This is a genomic window from Streptomyces sp. NBC_01077, assembly GCF_045162855.1.
Lineage (GTDB): Bacteria > Actinomycetota > Actinomycetes > Streptomycetales > Streptomycetaceae > Streptomyces.
In genome coordinates, this window is record NZ_CP108669.1 from 8764751 (window position 1) to 8781557 (window position 16807).

Below are 16807 nucleotides of genomic sequence, written 5' to 3' on the forward strand. Positions count from 1 at the left end.
GCCGCCCACACTGGGTACCAAGTACCCGGCAAAGATCGGGAGTTGACCAGTGATCAGTATGGCCGCAGTGGGGGGAGTGGCCCTGGTCGAATTGGGCATGGCCCTGACTCCGGGACCGAACATGATCCACCTCGCCTCCCGCGCGATCACCCAAGGCCGCAGGGCGGGCCTGGTCAGCCTGAGCGGGACCGCCGTGGGATTCCTGTGCTATTTGCTGGCCGCGGCCGCTGGCCTTTCCGCGCTGTTCGCCGCCGTGCCGCTGGCGTTCACGTTGGTCAAGCTCGCCGGGGCCGCCTACCTGGCCTACCTGGCCTGGCACATGCTCAAGCCCGGTGGCCGCTCACCCTTCGCTCCGGCCCAGAACCTGCCTCCCGTCTCCGACGCCCGCCTGTTCTCGATGGGGCTCCTGACCAACCTGCTCAACCCCAAGATCGCTCTCATGTACGCCGCTCTTCTGCCCCAGTTCATGGATCCGCAGGCAGGTCCGGCCTGGGCGCAACTGCTGCAGCTCGGTGGCGTGCAGATCATCGTGGGGCTCTCCGTGAACGCTCTGATCATGCTGGGCGCAGCACGGGTGTCGGGGTTTCTGGCTACCCGGCCCCGCGTGATGACCGCTCAGCGGTTCGCGGCAGGCGGCTTGCTCGGTGTCTTCGCACTGCGCACAGCCCTGTCCCGTTCGCCTGCCTCGGCCTGAGCTTGCCGTTCAACGTCATGGCCAGTCCGCGCTTACCGTAGGCGCGTGAGCGATATCAACACCGAAACCCTTGGATGGGACCTCGTCGGCTGGGACGGCGACGAGCACGCCGCGCATGTTACCGGCCTCAACCGAGTTGAGATTCTGAGGATCAGGGACCTGTTCCCCGGCCGGGACGACGACTTCCTTGAGACCGCGGTCTACGAGGTGCCGCCCGCGCGGTACTCGGCGATACAGGATGCCATCCCACACCTGGAGTTCCGCGAGGGGCTGGAATACCAGATCGGTGGATTCCTCCTACGAGTCTGAGCTTGCCGACCCGCTGGTACGTCGGGGCTTCGTGCCGACCTTGTGGTGTGCGGCTCGGGTGTACGACTCGCCGGTGGAGAGGACGCGTCCCACGTCGTAGCGGGAAGCTGGTCGCCGGTTCTTGGAGCCGGCACCGGTCAACGTCGCCCCTGGCTGCGCCGGTGCCCGACCAGCACAGTCAGACGGGCTTGTTCACCCCGCCGCTGGGCAGTTTCTCGACCGTCAGGCGGATCACGGTGCCTTCAATGATCGGCAGCGCTGCCGGCCGGCCACCCCAGCCGGCCCCGGGCGACCGGCGAGGCGCGCCGCCCGGAGCTGGAGGAACCGGACTGCACGGGTGGCTGTTGCGGTTTCCTGACCGGGGTCGTGCAGCGGTTCGGGGGATCGTGCAGGATCGTGTCCCCTGTCGTGGTGTAGGGGAGCAAGGCGGTGAGCCTGACAATCCGCGCGGTGTGCGAGCGCATTCTGCAGGAACTGATCGAGGCGGAGGCCACCGCCCGGATCGGCGCCGAGTGGAACGAGCACACGGAGTCCCCGCACCACCTGGCGCAACCGGCACCGCGTGGCCACCGTCTACGCCACCGCCGACACCGAGGCTCTCCCCAGCACTACCGAGGGCTGATCCCCTCCATCACGGCAGGGGGACACGACCGACTGAAACCGCTCATGCGCGATGCCGGACCATGTGCAGCTCATCCGGCCGCGCGGCAACCGGGTCAACTCGCCGGGCTGGTCAGGACACAGTTCGGATAGTCGTTGTCCGGATCACCGACGGCGACCCAGAGCTTCAGGACCTTGCCTTGCCTCAAGGCGGCGTAGGAGTCGGGCTCCCGCTCAACCGTTCTGGGGTGAGCGGTGTCGAAGCCCACGGGATGAGCGGCGTCGAAGGAAACAGCGACGAAGCTTTGCTTCTTGTTGGAGCCTTGCTCCCAGGTGCCTGTCCCGGACCAGGTCAAACCGTCGTACCAGCTGACGGCGACGCAGATTTTATCGGCGCTGAACGTCCCGTCCTGCTTCAGCGTGAGGGTGCCGCCGTCGGCATCAGTCCACGTGGTCGCAAGTTCGGCCGGCTTCAGAACGACCAGTTCGCCGTCGGGCGGCGGCATGACGGTGAACCTGCCGCAGGCCGTCAGGGCGAAAGCCATGGCGACCAAGATCAGCGCAGTACGACAGGAACGCAACACACTCCACCCCTAGCGGGTTCCGCAGGCCGCGTGCGCGACCGATGGGCTCAAGAACTCATGCCGCACCCTGACACAGAGTTTGAACGCGTTCAAGTTGTAAGTGCCGGGGGCCGCTCTTCACGAGGCGTGAGGCGGTACGGCAGCGAAGTGCCGCAACCACACCGACCGCGATCGGCCGCTGGAGGGCGGCGGCGCCACCCGAGTCGCTCTGCAGAACCTCACGGATGCCTGGGTCCGCTAGGCCTCCCGCTGAGGGCGGTCGGGTGACCGGCCGAGTGTCGGCGGGATCACGCTCGGGGCGCGCCCGGTGGGGGGCGACGTGTCCTGGAGTCGGTGGCGCCGCCATTCGCGGGGTGTGACGCCGTAGGCGGCGCGGAACCGGCGGGTGAAGTGGCTGGGGCTGGTGAACCCGCAGCGGGCTGCCACGGCCGACACGGGAGGCCTGCATGCCGTGGGGAGGTCAGCAGTCGGTACGCCGCTTCGAGCCGTTCGGCGATGACCCACTGCTCGAGCCGAATGCCTGCCCGTTCGAGGGTTGCGTACAACTGAAGCCGGGAAACGGCGTGTTCGCGCGCGATGCGATCCGGTGTGAGTTCCGGGTCGGTCAGATGGCGGCGCGTGTACGCCAAGATCCGGTGGGTCAGGGTGTCGTCCATGGTCGCGTGGACGCGCCTGTCGTCTGCATCGTGCGCGGCCGAGGGCAGCAGGGCTCGGACCAGATCGGTCGTGGCGTTGCCCAAGGCGGCAGCGCCGGGCCCCGTACCTGGTGGTGCCCTGCCTGGTCGGGGACGAGGCAGGGCACTACGGGCACGAGCGGCGGGACGCGGCGGAGCGCGCGATGTTCGTGGTTGCCGCGGGCGCCGGGGCGCAGAACTTCCTGGTGGCGCCGGCCGGCGAGCGGCGGGGCTCCGCGTGGTTGTCCTCGACGATGTTCTGCCGCGACGTGGTCCGCGCGATCCTGGACCTGCCGCAGGGCTGGGACCCGATGGGCGCGGTGGCGGTGGGGCACGCGGTGGAGGCTTCGAAGGAGCGGGCGCCGCGGGACTCGGAGGAGTTCATCGAGGTCCGCCGAGCGGCCGGGGGCCGGGAGGCAGGGCGCGAGAAGGCCGGTGCCCCCGTGCGGTTCGCACGGGGGCACCGGCCTTTCGGCGGTTCGGGACCTCAGTCCTGTTGCTCTTCCCACTGGGTGCGGGCGAGCTCCGAGTTGGTCCGGATGAGCTTCCAGTCATCCTCGATCGTGAAGAGCGAGTAGCGGCCGGTGGCGTCCAGGGCTTCGAAGACCCGGTGCGCAAAGGCATCCGAGTCCGTCTGGTTGGCGGTGATGCGTGCCGGGTGAGAGTGGTACGGCTCGTCCAGGTCCGGCGGCACCGTGACCCACACGCTCAGCCAGCGGTCCCCGTCCCCCCAGGTGAAGGAGGGGCCGTATCCACTGCTGTTGTCGGTGAACCCGATGCCGAAGGCCGCTTCGAGGTCGGCCCACAGGGCCTCCGCGAGGACGGCCCCCGGGGGCTGCTGCCCCCGGAACCCGGCGTAGACGTTGTATTCGCTCATCATCAGCCTCAGCGCACGTGGAAGGTCTTGTCGTAGCCGTAGCCGATCAGCCGCACGTGGGTGAAGTCGTGCGACGTGCTGTTGAAGGCGAACGAGTCGAGCCCCTTCTTGGCCGTGTCAAAGGATATGTCGGCGTTCCGGCCGTCGATGATGACGACATCGGCACGCTTGTCACGGCCGGCCTTGAGGGCCTGCTGGACTGCGCTACTGGAATTCGACTTCAAGACCTTGAACTCGGCGGCGGACCCGCCGACCCAGGCGTCGAAGTGCTTGCCGACGCCGCCCGGCTGGTCGTTGCGGGACTTGACCTCCTGCCCGTTGCCCGCGAGGTAGAGCGCGAGCTCGAACTCGTCGTTGTTGAAGGCGAAATGAGGTCCGTCCTTGCCCCGCCGCTGCTCCTTGTCCTCCTTTTGGCCGTCCGTGGACTTGCTCCAGGACTCGTCGATCAGTTCCAGGATGTCCTCGAGGTACTTCGCGGCCACCCACTGGCTGCCTCGGGACGCGCCGTAGCAGCCCGCCTTCTCCGGGCCCATGTGGCGGCAGGTCCGGCGGTCGATGTCCTCGACCTTGTCGAGGAACCGGCCGACGTTGAACTTGTGCTCCTCCATGATCTGCTTGAGCCGCGCCTTGCGCAGGATCTCGGCACGGTCGCTGTCGTACTTGTGCTGCTCGTCCCAGTACGTCGGCCGCTTGTCGCCCGGGGAGTCGCCGTTGCCGCCCTGGCCCTTGTCGGTGCCCTTGCCCTCGCCGACGTAGCGGCTGCCGGAGCAGTCGCCGGGGTTGTTGGTGCAGTAGGCCCGCTCGTCCGGGTCGTACAGGCCCGTCGGGTCGCTGCGCGTGACCGGGTTGTTGTGGCTGTACGCGTAGCCGTTGACCTGGAGCGGGTCCGCGAAGTCGATCAGCGCGTCCGCGGAGGCGAACCGGCCGGTGGCCGGGTCGTACTCGCGGGCACCCAGATGGGTCAGGCCCGAGGGGTCCTCGATGCCCACGCCCAGGTAGCCGCGCTTGTTCGGCCAGGAGGCCGGCTTCGTGCCACGCACCTCGCCGTACGGCTTGTAGGAGCGGCGGGTGACCGCCTGGCCGGAGGCGAGGGCGATGCTGGTGGTGGCGGTGCCGACCTGGTCGCCGATCAGGACGTCGAGCTTGTGCCCCGTGGTGGCGCCGTTGAGGGTGGACCGGACCACGGTGGGCGCGCCGGCGTGCGTGTAGACCCGGCTGGCCTTGGTGATCGTGCCCGCGGTGGTGGTCAGCTCCATCTCGCCGAGGTACAGCACGCTGCCCGAGGGGGTGTTCTCCAGCAGGCGGTTGCCGTCGGCGTCGTAGACGTACTGGGTGGTGACCCCGCCCGCCTTGATCGTGCCGAGGCGGTTCTCCCGGGTCCAGACGAGGTCCTGGGTGCCGCCCGGCAGCGTGCGGGTGGTGGTGTTGCCCGCAGCGTCGTACGCGTACGAGCTGCCGGTCCCCGGCTCGGAGGTGACCGAGGTCAGGGTGTGCGGCTGGGTCTCGGTCGGGGCCGAGGTTCCGTTTCCGGCGACCGTCTTGCCGTACTCGAAGGTGAGCCTGACGTCCTTCGTGGGGTCGGCCGCGTCGTGCTTGACCTGGGTGGCGCGGTTGCCGATGACGTCGAAGGTGTAGCTGTCGTAGTAGCCCGTGGCGCCGCCCGCGACCGTGCCCGCCGCGGGGGCGTTGGCGGCCAGGGAGGCGGTCAGGGTGCTGTCCGGGGCGGTGGTGTCGGTGACGCTGTCCGCAGCCCGGGCGATCGGCCCGCGGATCGCCCTCTGGTCGGTGCGGGGACCCCAGGTGGAGCCGTCCGCGCTCTTGCAGCCGGTGCTGGCCAGCGTCGGGGTGATGTTCGAGGTCCAGGCATGGACCATCTGCCCGGCGACGTCGTGCGTGTAGCACTGGGTGTCCCACACGGACGTGCCGTTGTCGGTCAGCTTGCGCGCCTGCGAGGTGATGTTGCCCGCGTAGTCGTACGCGTAGTGCGTGCTGCTCACCCGCGGGGAGGCCGAGGACTCGCGGTCCACGACGGTGCGCTGGAGCTGACCGGTGTAGTCGTTGAGGAAGTTGGTGGTCCAGACCCGGTAGGGCTGGGCACCGCTGGTGGTGCGCATCGGCTCCCCGTACGGGGAGTAGGTGACGTCGGAGGTGTACCAGGTGGCACCCGAGGTGCTCTCCGGCAGGCCGTCGGAGTTGTAGCGGGTGACGACCTTCTCGGCTGCGAGCCCGCCCTTGGCCGGGAGCGTGGTGCTCAGCAGCCTGCCGGTGGGCGTGTAGGCGAACGCGTACTTGTACGTGCCGGAGACGCCGGTGGTCATGGAGTTGGCCGGGATCACCGTCTCGCGGCCGGTGGGCCGGTACTCGGTGTCGTAGCCGGTGACCCGGTTGACGTAGTCGCCGCTCGCGTCGTGGCGGATGGAGGAGACCGGCTTGCCCAGCGCGCCGGGCAGGCTGTCGTAGGTGAACTCCCGGATCGGCGCGGACTCCGCGCCGCCGGTGCGCACGGCCGTGATCCGGCCGAGCGCGTCGTACGAGGTGTGGACGGTGCCCCGGCTGTCGGTGGCGGTGGTCCGGCGGTCGGCGTCGTCGTAGCCGTAGCTCACGGCGCCCGTGTCGGGGTCCGTGCTGGAGAGGGTGCGGTGCCGGGTGTCGAAGGTCCAGGACCAGGCGTTGCCCGCCGGGTCGGTGACCTTCTCCCGGTTGCCGCGGGAGTCGTAGCCGTACGTGGTGCTCCGCCAGATCGGGGTGCTGGAGACGCTGGACGCGTGCTGGATCTTGGCCACGCGGCCCAGGGCGTCGGTCCAGGTGTTCACCGCGGGGGCGGCGCCGCCGGCCGGGAAGGCGACCGTGTTCGTGTCGCCGTAGACCCACTTGTTGTAGTTCATGAAGGCGCCGCCGCGGTAGTGGCTGGCGCGCACGGGGCGTTCGAGACCGTCGTACTGGGTGCGGGTGAGCATCGGTACGAGGGTGTCGGAGACCCGCTTGAACTGCACGGTCGTGGGCTCGCCCTTGACCAGGTACGGCTTGGTGGCCTCCGCCGTCAGGCCGTGGTCGTTGTAGCGGGTGTCGGTGACGATGCGGCCGGAGCCGTGGGCCTCCGCCTGGGTCTGGACCACGCGCATGAGGCCGTCGTAGATCGTCACCCCCTTGGTGTAGGTCTCGTCGTCCTTGAGCTTGTACACCGTCACCGCGGAGGGCTTGGTCGTCGAGGAAGCGGCCTCCGCCATCTGGTAGGAGATCATCACGTCGGGCTTCTGGGTGCCGCCGGAGCGGCTCGCCGTCCAGCCCTTGACCAGGCGGCCGAAGGCGTCGTACTCGTTGCGCACGACCCGGCCGTTGAGGTCGGTGATCGTGACCGGCAGGCCTCGGCCCGGGTCGAGCTCGCTGACGGTCGTGTGGCCCTTTTCGTTGACGGTGGTGATCGCTGTCACCGGGCCGCCGGTGTCACCGGGGGTGTAGCGGGTCTCGGTGGTGCCGATGACCGGCCGCTTGACGGTGCGGATGCGTCCCAGCGGGTCGTAGGTGCTCGAGGTGACGACACTGTGGTGGGTGCCGTCCGAGTTGGACTCCGCGGAGACGGTCATCAGGCCCTTGACGGGCGTGGTGCCCCAGGACTGGCCGTCGTAGGACATCATCTCCGCGGTGACGAGCGCGGCGGTGCCCGCTGTGGTGTTGTGCTGGCTGCACGACACGCCGGTCTTGCGGATCCGGCTCACCAGGCCGATGAGGTTGGCGTCCGTGTTGTGGACGTACTGCGTGGTGGAGCAGGTCTGGTCGCTGAGGGTCTCACCGGTGCCGTTCGGCTTGACCACGGACACCTCCACCTGCGTGGGCAGGTTGTAGGTGCCGTCGACGGTGGTGTCGGTGCGGACGGCCTGCCAACTGCTGCCGACCGTCTGGATCGCCTCGCTGCGCTTGACCCCCGTCTGGTACGCGACCAGTGGGTCGGTGCCCTCGCGGGTGCGGGAGGCGGCCTGGCGGGACCAGGGCTGGTTGAGGGTCCGCTTGAGGACCTTGCCGCCTGTGCCGTCGTAGGTGATGGTCTCGGCGACCATGCCCGCGTAGGCGTCGGAGTCGTCCGCGAGCAGGGTCACGGTGTCCGTGGAGTCCTTGACGGCTCCGCCGGTGCCGCGGAAGTAGCGGGTGACGGAGTACGACTGGGTCTGCGGCGCGGCGCTGCTCTTCCTGCCCTTGTACGTGCTCACCTTCTGGAAGCCGCGCCAGTCGCTGTACGTGCGCAGCTCGGGGCGGGTGAACTCGTCGTTGCTCTTGGCCCAGGCCGCGCCGGAGTAGTCGTACCGGGTGGTGATGCGGTCGGAGACGCCGGTGATGCGGTCGTTCTCGGTGACCGTGTGCACGAGGTACTTGTTGAACCAGGCCAGGCCCGGCTTCTTCTCGTCACCGTCCGGGGACCAGCGGACCGGGAAGCAGGTCTTGGTGTTGTTCTCGGGGGCTACCGTCGGCTGGTACTGGCAGCCGCCCTTGTACGTCACATCGATCTGACCGCCGTGCTGCGTGTAGACGGTGCCGATGCGGGGGCGGGGGAAGCCGGGGCGCTGGTCCTGACTGTCCTTGCGGACCAGGTTGGGCAGCTGCTTGTCCTTCAGATAGCCGGACAGCGGCTCGCCGGGACCCACGGTGTACGGCTCGAAGGTCACGCCCTCCTTGGACATGAGGGTCCCGCTGGAGGCGGTGGGGGTGTAGCCGTAGTGGGTGATGCCACTGAGCCACATGGCCGGGGAGGTGCTGTACCAGTCACGCGGGAAGGACTGCTTGAGCTGGTACTGGTCGACCTTGACGAGGCCGGTGGCGCCGGGCCGGTGGGCGTAGGTGGAGACGTAGCCCAGGCGCATCCGGACCCAGAAGGACGGGAAGGCCGGGCACAGCTTGGAGTCCGACTTGCAGTTGAGGTTGCCGGGGGTGTCCCACCAGGGGCGGTAGGAGGCCGGGTCCTTGGTGTTGTCGAAGTTCGCGGAGTCACACGCCGGGGCCGCGGACAGACAGCGCTGGTAGAGACCGAAGTTGACCTTCGCGGCGGGAGTGCCGCCGAGGTTGTCGTTGCGCAGTCCGTACTCGATGAAGTCCGGCAGGGCGCCGCGGTGGTAGACCTCGGGCGTCTTGAACTTCTTGTTGACCGCGTAGTAGTTGGTGGCGCGGGCCCAGTTGACGATCATGACGTTGCCGTGGACGTCCAGGACCTTGTCCAGGCCCCACTGCCAGGCCTGTCGCTTGCCGGCCCCGCAACGGGAGTCGGCGAAAGCGGTCGCGTGGCAGGGCTCGCCCGGGTGGTTGCCGAAGACCGGAACGGTGAGGACCGAGTCGGTGTCGGCGTGGCCGCCGCCGATCTTGTCCAGGCCGTAGAAGTACTGGGTGCCGTCCGTGGTGGTGACGACCCAGTGCTCGCCGTCGTTGTCGCCGTTGTCGATGCCCGTACGGCGCTCGATGCGGGTGCCGTCGTCGTTCTGCAGGCGGTAGGTGTCGGTGGAGCCCACCTTCACCAGCTCGGAGGTCCGGCCGTTGAGGGAGATCACGGCGTTGTCGGACACCCAGCAGAGGTCCGAGGACTCCTTGTCCTTCTTGGACGTGTTGTTGGCGCCGCCCGCGGCGACGGCCTTGGTGTCGTCCTTGCAGGCGCGGTAGCGGCGCTCGATGCGGCCCGGGTCGTAGTCCCAGCCCTCGCCGAGCCAGGAGGACTGCGGGGTGGAGGTGGCCGTCTTGCCGTCCACCCACTGGGAGTTGTACTTGAAGCTGATCTTGGGCGTGGGGCCCGCAGGTGCCGGGGGCACGGTCAGCGGGTACTCCCAGCTGAAGCCGCCGGAGGCGTCGCCCGCAGCCCAGGTGCCGCTGGAGGCCAGCGGGGTGGCCTTGAAGGAGCCGCTCTCGGAGGCGCCGGAGTCGACGGCGCCGATGACGGCCTTGTCACCGGAGGTGGAGGCGGGCTGGACCCAGGCCGCCTGCATCACGCCGGAACCGTTGGCCTGCGGCGTGGCTGCGGCGACGGCCGGGACCGTGGCGCCGTCGGCCGCGGTGTCGACGGTGGCCGTGATCGTCTTGGCCTGAGCGTCGTTGACCGTCTCCAGCTCCGTGTACTGCTGGCACTCCTCGACGTCGGGAGTGGTCGCGTAGCACTCGGGGAACTGGACCAGGCGCAGCCGGGAGGACCAGTCGGCGCCGTTGAGGTTCCGGTACGCCCCGTACTCGACCTGCACCTTGACCGGCACGGTGCCGGTGCTGGGCGCGCTCACCGTCAGCACGGACCCCTCGACCCCGTCCGAGGCGGCGGACGTGGGGCCGGCGATGTCCACGCGCCAGGTGCCGGTGGGGGCTGTCGCTCCCTCGGCCTGGCCGATCTTCACCGGCAGGGCGCCGACCCGCTGCGGGGGCACCGGGTCCGCGTCCGCGGCCGGAGCGGCGAAAGACGCCTGCTGGACCGAGGCGCCGAAGGTGACGGTGTCGCCGGCGCCGGCGGGCTTGGTGGTGGTCCCGGACGGGGGCGTCGTCTGGGTGGCCGGAGTTGGCACCCCGAGCCGGCTCAGATTGGCGTCCCGGTCGGCTCCGGTGACGAAGCGCGGGTCGGGCAGGCCCTCGAGGGCGAGGGTCTCGCGCGGCACCGAGACGGTTCCGGCATCCGGGTCCGGAGGTTGCGCCAACGCCTGAGCCGGTAGCAGGGCTACCAGCGTGGCGGCGCTGAGCGCAGGGATGAAAGTGGCGCGCAGGCGTCTGCGCACGGATGGCTGTGCAGGCAAAGCAAGTCCCCCCGGACTTTTCGGACGGGAACCCGCGCGTGTGCACAGGTGTCCCACGGTGATCGATGGTGATTGTGTGCGGATGCGATGAATAAAGGCCAGATCAAGTGACGATCGCCACGGGGCCAACGGGGGCAAGGGGGTTCAGGAGGGCAGGATGCGGACCAACCAGCCCTGTGGAGCACCCGGCCCCATATCCCCTGACGCACGTGATTCGCGATGAATTTCGGTCAAGATGGGAGAAAGTCCATAGTAGTTTCAGTCAAATTAAGGCGTGTTCAAGCCATTTGATCGACGTCGGCGGGCCGGGAAGAGGCCTCGCGGACTCTGCGGAGCGGAGGCCCGGGTATCTGGAGCTCCAGACCCGTGCAGGTGACGCCTTCCGCCGCGTCGGCCATGATGCGCAGGCACCGTCAGGCCTGTGGGACATCAGGCGTCGGCGCGCACAGGTACGTGAAAAGAGCCTGGCCACTGCCCTTGACGGGCAGGGCCGGTGGGGGGAAAGGGAACTTCGCTCATGACGAGCAGATGGCGCCGCGCGCCCGGGCGCCGGGCGCTGGCCGCCGGGGCGGCGGCGGCCGTGCTGGCCACTGGACTGACGTACGTCGGTCTGAGCCAGACCGAGGAAGACGCGCCCACAGCAGACGCACAGGGTCGGCACGCAAACGTTCCGGTTGGCGAATCCGATGCGGTGGCGCGGGCCGCCAAGTCCGGTAAGCCGGTGGAGATCTCGGCCCTGCAGACCGCGTACTCGACCACGTGGGCCAAGCCCGACGGGAAGATGCTGCGAAAGATCCACGCCAGCCCGATCCGGGCCAAGGTGGACGGCGTCTGGAAGCGCATCGACACCCGCCTGACGAAGGTGGACGGGGGCTGGACACCTCGCGCGGTCAACAGCCCGGTGGTGTTCTCCGGCGGCGCCGCGGCGCCCGAGTCCAAGGAGGGCAAGGCCGGTACGGAACGCGCCTCGCGCGCCTCCGTCCGCCGGGTCTCCCTGCTGTCCGGGGTCACCCCGGGCACCGGCAACACCCTGGCCACCCTCACGGTGGGCGAACACCAGATCGTCGTGACCTGGCCCGAGGCCATCCCGACACCGGTGATCGACGGGTCCCGGGCCCTGTATCCGGAGATATTGCCCGGCGCCGACCTCGTCCTGACCGCCGACGACGGAGGCTTCGCCCAGCTGCTCGTGGTCAAGACCCGCGAGGCCGCGGCGAATCCGAAGGTGGCCCAGCTCTCGTACGGGCTCTCCTCGCCCGACCTCACGTTCTCCCTGGACCCGCTGACCAACGTGGTCAGCGCGGTCGACGAGAACGGCGAGGACATCGCCGAGTCCCCGACTCCGCTGATGTGGGACAGTGCGGGCGTACCCGCCACCACCGACGGCCAGGGCGGCGGCACGGCCACCCCCGGCGAGGAGGTGCTCCCCACCGAGACCCCCGTCGAGGGCGAGACCGACGCCCCCTCGCCCGACCCGGCGGAGTCCGGCACGGCGACCACCGAGCCCACCGACTCGGTCAACGACAGCGACGACGGGGACCTGTTCAACGAGACCCTGCCGGAGGCGGGCGACGAGGCCGCCGACCCCTCGGCGACCTCGGGCATCGGGCCGGACCCCTCCGCTCCCGCGGAGGCCTCGCCCGAGCCCTCGCAGACCGGCGCTGCGGCCACGCTGTCGCTGCCCGCGCTGAACGGCCCGCAGCCCGAGTCCCACGGTACGGTGGTCGCCACCGACCTCGACGGCTCCAACTGGACCATCAGCGCCGACCAGGAGTTCCTGGCCGACCCCTCGACGGTCTACCCGGTGTTCATCGACCCCTCGGTCAACAAGCACACCAACGACTGGACCACGGCGTACAGCCGCCACAAGAACGCCACCTTCTACAACGGCAAGAACTTCAACAAGGGCGGCACCCACGAGGCCCGGGTCGGCTACGAGTCCGACACCTGGGGCACCTCCCGGTCCTTCTTCAGCATCGACTGGGACCCGGACCTCAAGGGCGCACTCGTCACCGACGCCCGGTTGTACGCGCTGGAGACGTACGCCTGGTCATGCAACGCCCGCAGCATGGACGTCCACATCACGACGCCGATCTCCTCCAAGACCAACTGGAACAACGCGCCCTCGATGCACTCGGGCAACCGGATCGGCGGCGGCAAGTTCGCTCACGGCTGGAAGTCCAGCTCCTGCCCGGACAAGTACGTCAGCTTCGACGTGAAGTCCACGGCGCAGCGCGCGGTCAACGGCGGCTGGCCGACGATGACCATCGGGTTCAAGGCGGTCAACGAGAACGACCAGTTCGCCTGGAAGAAGTTCCAGGCCGACGGAGGCAACGACCCGCACGTGCTCCTTGAGTACAACCGGCGTCCCGAGGCCCCGACCAACCTCGACCTGGCTCCCGACTTCAGCTGCGACACCACCGCCCCGTACATCAACGTCGGCTCCTCCACCCTGACCTTCTGGGCGGACGCGAGGGACAAGGACGGCAACCTGTCCTCGGTCAACTTCGAGCTGTGGCCCAGCGGCGGCACCGGCAACATGCTCGGCGCCAAGGGCAAGGCTCCGGTCGGCGGCAGCTCGGGCAAGACCCACACCGATCCGTTCGCCACCGGTTCCACCGGGCTCAAGCTGGTCAACGGCCAGACGTACTCCTGGCGGGCCAAGACGGTCGACAAGACCGGTTCGGCCTCGGCGTCCTACTCGCCGGCCAAGACCCCGTGCCGGTTCGTCTTCGACAGCGCGCGGCCCTCGCCGCCGACCGTCATCTCCACGGACTTCCCGGACGCGGACGCCCTGGACAACGGCTTCGGCAGCGACGGCGAGGACTCGCTGTGGAGCAAGAAGAAGTTCGGCGAGACGGGCACCTTCCAGTTCAAGGCCGCCCAGACGGACGTGGACTACTACGAGTACGGGTTCAACCAGGGCGCACGGGACTTCAAGGTCGAACGCACGGCCGGAGCCTCCGTGGACACGCTCACCACCATCAGCAGCGTCAAGCCGCCGCTCGCCGGGCCGAACGTGCTGTACGTGTGGGCGGTGGACGACGCCGGACACCGTTCGGAGCCGCGGAAGCACCTCTTCTACCTCTCCCCGAGGGACGAGGCCGACACCCCCGGCGACTTCACCGGGGACAAACTGCCGGACATGATGGTCGTGGACGGAAACGGCAATCTGCGGCTCTACCCGTCCGAGCACCAGACCGACCTCGCCAAGGGCACGGGTGACCTCGGGTTCTCCATGGCGGGCGCGTACCGGAACAACCCCGCCAAGGACCCCAACGGCAACGACGGCCTGCCGGCGTACTCGGCGCCCCCGTCGGGCTACTGGAAGAACACCCTCATCACCCACAACGGCGACGTCTACGGTGGTGACGGCTTCCAGGACCTGATCGCCCTCAAGGACGGCAAACTGTGGGTGTACCCCGGTGACGGCTACGGCGCGGTCAACATCGACAAGCGGCAACAGATCCTGCTGCCCGCGGGTGCCCCGGACCCCTCGACGTACACGCAGATCGTGTCCGCCGGGGACGCCACGGGGGACGGCAAGGCCGACTTCTTCGTGACCATCGGCGCGGAGAGCTGGGTCCTGGTCGGCTACAACGGCGCCACGGTCGACAAGGCCGTCCGGCTCTGGTCCTCCGGCTGGGCCGACCGGGACATCGTCTCCGTCATGGACATCACGGGAGACGGGGTCACCGACCTGATCTTCCGGACCGACGCCACCTCGCAGCTGATGCTGCGGCAGGGCAAGCCGGCCGCGGGCGGCGGAGTGGACCTTGATTCGCTCGCGCAGGCGGCTGCCTCGGCGACGGGCGGCGACACGATCTACGGCCGGTCCGGCTGGCACTCCAGCAGCATCCGGCTGCTCCTGGGCACCCCTGACGCGAACGGGGACAAGATCCCGGACATCTGGACCCTGCGGGTGGACGGCTCGGTGCGCTTCTACGCAGGCACCACGGGCGAGATGGCACACGCAGGCGTGACCATCATCGGCAACAGCAACGGCATCGGCTGGAAGAACAAGCTGGCCATCGGCTGACGCCCGGCACGCGTACGAGGGGTGGGCCCCGGTCGGAGATTCCGGCCGGGGCCCGCTCCATTTCCCGGCGGGTTCAGAGCCGGCCGATGTCCGTGTGCGGCATGCGCGGGGTGCGGGCCCGCGAGGAGGATCAGGCGTGCGGCGCGATGGCGCCGGCCAGTGTGCGGGGCCAGGAGGCATCCATGCGTGGCCCGGGCGTCGTCAGCAGCGCCGTCGCTCCTGAAACCGCCGTGGACCAACTGGCGCACGACCTGGGCATCGAGCCCATCGCATGAAAGCGCGAGGCTGGAAGAACCCGAGCTTCTTCGGCGAGTACGACACCAGCAGGTTTTTCGAGTGCTGGTGGCCGCGTATGGCCCGGATCTTGGTCGGCACGGAGTGGGTCCCTGACCGATGGCCCGTGGCGGCGGCGAGCCGGCACACAACGAGGGGCGGGCCGACAGGTCTCCACGGAGAATGCCTCGATCCAACGGGCTACGAGAGAGAAAATCGCCAGGGCTAAGGGTCTGCCGATCATTAACCTGCCGCTTTGATCTTGCTGTTGGGGCTGCTGCTTTGGGCGGCCACTCGGGCTCGAAGGGCTGGCAGGGCGGTCGGTGGGATGACGGCCGGCGAGATGATGATGCCCTGTGCTTCAAGCAGTTTCCTGATCTTCAGCAGGGTGCGGTGCATTGCGGTGCGGCTGCTGTTGAACAGAACGGCAAGAGGTTCCGCGGCCAGGTTGACGCGCAGGTGGAGCACGGTGGCCAGGACCTGGTCGGCGAAGGTGAGGCGGGGTGGGCGTCCGCGGCGGGGAAGGCCCTTCGCGGCCAGGGTGTGGATGAGGTTCTGCAGCTGGTGTGGAGTCAGGCCCGTCAGTTCGGGGTCGGACAGCAGCGCCGAGTGCCACGGCGGTGTCGGTGGCCGGCCGTTGCGGGCTGCCGGGACGGCCGGGCTCGGCTGGGGGTGCAGGGCATAGTTCCACTCGCCGTGGAAGGTGTGCCGGGTCAGCGGCAGGGCCGCCATCTCCGCGTCGCCGACACCGACGCCGGTGGGGTAGGTGTTGGTGTCCAGCTCGGCCTTCACCCGCAGTCCGGTGCGGGTGGTGGTCGCGGCGATCGACTCGAGGATGACTTCGTGGCTGGTCAGCGGGCGACCGCGCCAGTTCATCGTGATGTGGGAGAAGAGCCGGTGCTCGATCTTGTTCCACTTCGACGTGCCCGGCGGCAGGTGGCAGACCGTGATGACCAGCCCGGTTTCCGCGGCCAGGCGGGCGAGGTGGAGTTTCCAGGCCCGGGCGCGATAGCCGTTGGACCCGCCCGCATCGGCGGTGATCAGCAGCCGGGAAGCTTGCGGGTAGTCGGCCCGGCCCTGACCGTGCCACCAGCGTCGGATCGACTCCACCGCGAACGCGGCGGTGTCGTGGTCGGTGCCGACATTGACCCAGCCGGTGTTGGCCGCCAGGTCGTAGACGCCATAAGGGATGGCCTTGCCCAGCAGCGGATCGGCGAAGTCGTGGACGCGGACCGGCACCGGTTCGCCTGTGGGCCGCCAGGAACGGCCATGGTTGTGGAAGTCGCCGACCAGCTCTTTCTTCTTGGTGTCCACGCTGATCACCGGCTGGCCGGCATCCTGGTGATCACGTGCCTGCTCGTTGAGATACCGGAACTGGGCATCCCGGTCGGCATGCTGGCTGCCCTCGAGTGTCTTGGCATTGGCCTGCAGCCGGAACCCCTCCTGCCGCAGCAGACCGGCGACGGTGTCCGCACCGACCCGGTGACCCTGACGGGTCAGCTCGGCCGCCAGCGTGCGGGTCGACTTCGTCGTCCACCGCAACGGCGACATCGGATCACCACGTTCGTCCGGCTCGACCAGGCTCAGCAGGGCACCCCGCAGTCCAGGGTCGAGGTCCGCGACGCGTTTGCGTCCGCCGCCCGGCCGCCGCACCCGCCCGGTCAGGAACTGGCCTGTCTCCAGGTCGGACATGCCCTTGCGAACCGTCGTCCCGCTCACCCCGGCCGCCCGGGCCACGGCCCGAATGCCGCCATGGCCCAGTCCTCGGGCCTCCGCGGCCATCAGCAGCCGCCGCTGTCGTTCGTCCAGGTGTGGGAACAACACCGCGAACTTCACGGCAAGTTGATCACGAGTCTCGTCCGGGATGCGCATACGACACCAACGAGCCCGAGCTCTGAAAGCAACACCTTGATGATCGGCAGACCCTAAGGGCTGTCCCGTAAACGCTGGCCGGACGCGCCCTTGTGAGAGCCGGGATACCCGCGAGCCTCCGACACGGCAGTTGTGGCAG

Annotated in this window: 8 protein-coding genes and 1 pseudogene; 4 read left to right on the forward strand and 5 right to left on the reverse strand. The window is 69.0% G+C overall.

The genetic code is table 11. From position 1 onward, the window contains the following. The first annotated feature begins 49 nt into the window (after positions 1–49). Both OG462_RS39265 and OG462_RS39270 read left to right on the forward strand, forming a co-directional pair. The gene (locus OG462_RS39265) at positions 50–694 is read left to right on the forward strand and encodes a LysE family translocator (protein ID WP_406065438.1); all 645 of its coding nucleotides are present in this window, start codon (positions 50–52) and stop codon (positions 692–694) included. Positions 695–739: 45 nt separating this feature from the next. Further along, positions 740–1003, forward strand: coding sequence for a hypothetical protein (locus OG462_RS39270; protein ID WP_406065440.1), 264 nt, complete (start codon positions 740–742; stop codon positions 1001–1003). Between the two features lie 716 nt (positions 1004–1719). Here the strand turns inward: OG462_RS39270 and OG462_RS39275 are convergent. Both OG462_RS39275 and OG462_RS39280 read right to left on the reverse strand, forming a co-directional pair. Continuing rightward, entirely contained in the window at positions 1720–2148 is a 429-nt protein-coding gene (locus OG462_RS39275; RefSeq protein ID WP_406065442.1) for a hypothetical protein, read from the reverse strand. 276 nt (positions 2149–2424) lie between these two features. Next, a complete protein-coding gene (locus OG462_RS39280; RefSeq protein WP_406065443.1) occupies positions 2425–2691 on the reverse strand; it encodes a helix-turn-helix domain-containing protein in 267 nt (88 codons plus the stop codon). Between the two features lie 244 nt (positions 2692–2935). Here OG462_RS39280 and OG462_RS39285 point away from each other — a divergent pair. Continuing rightward, a pseudogene (locus OG462_RS39285) lies at positions 2936–3256 on the forward strand (nitroreductase family protein); the annotation flags it as partial. Between the two features lie 92 nt (positions 3257–3348). Here OG462_RS39285 and OG462_RS39290 read toward each other — a convergent pair. After that, the gene (locus OG462_RS39290) at positions 3349–3741 is read right to left on the reverse strand and encodes a hypothetical protein (RefSeq protein ID WP_406065445.1); all 393 of its coding nucleotides are present in this window, start codon (positions 3739–3741) and stop codon (positions 3349–3351) included. Positions 3742–3746: 5 nt separating this feature from the next. Further along, on the reverse strand, positions 3747–10349 hold the full coding sequence (locus OG462_RS39295; RefSeq protein WP_406065447.1) for an RHS repeat domain-containing protein: 6603 nt from the start codon (positions 10347–10349) through the stop codon (positions 3747–3749). Between the two features lie 652 nt (positions 10350–11001). On the opposite strand from OG462_RS39295, the gene OG462_RS39300 reads away from it, so the two are divergent. After that, positions 11002–14523: a DNRLRE domain-containing protein gene (locus OG462_RS39300; RefSeq protein ID WP_406065448.1), complete on the forward strand. Its 3522-nt coding sequence runs from the start codon at positions 11002–11004 to the stop codon at positions 14521–14523. 516 nt (positions 14524–15039) lie between these two features. Here OG462_RS39300 and OG462_RS39305 read toward each other — a convergent pair. Beyond that, a complete protein-coding gene (locus OG462_RS39305) occupies positions 15040–16668 on the reverse strand; it encodes an ISAzo13 family transposase (protein ID WP_406053500.1) in 1629 nt (542 codons plus the stop codon). Positions 16669–16807: the final 139 nt, after the last annotated feature.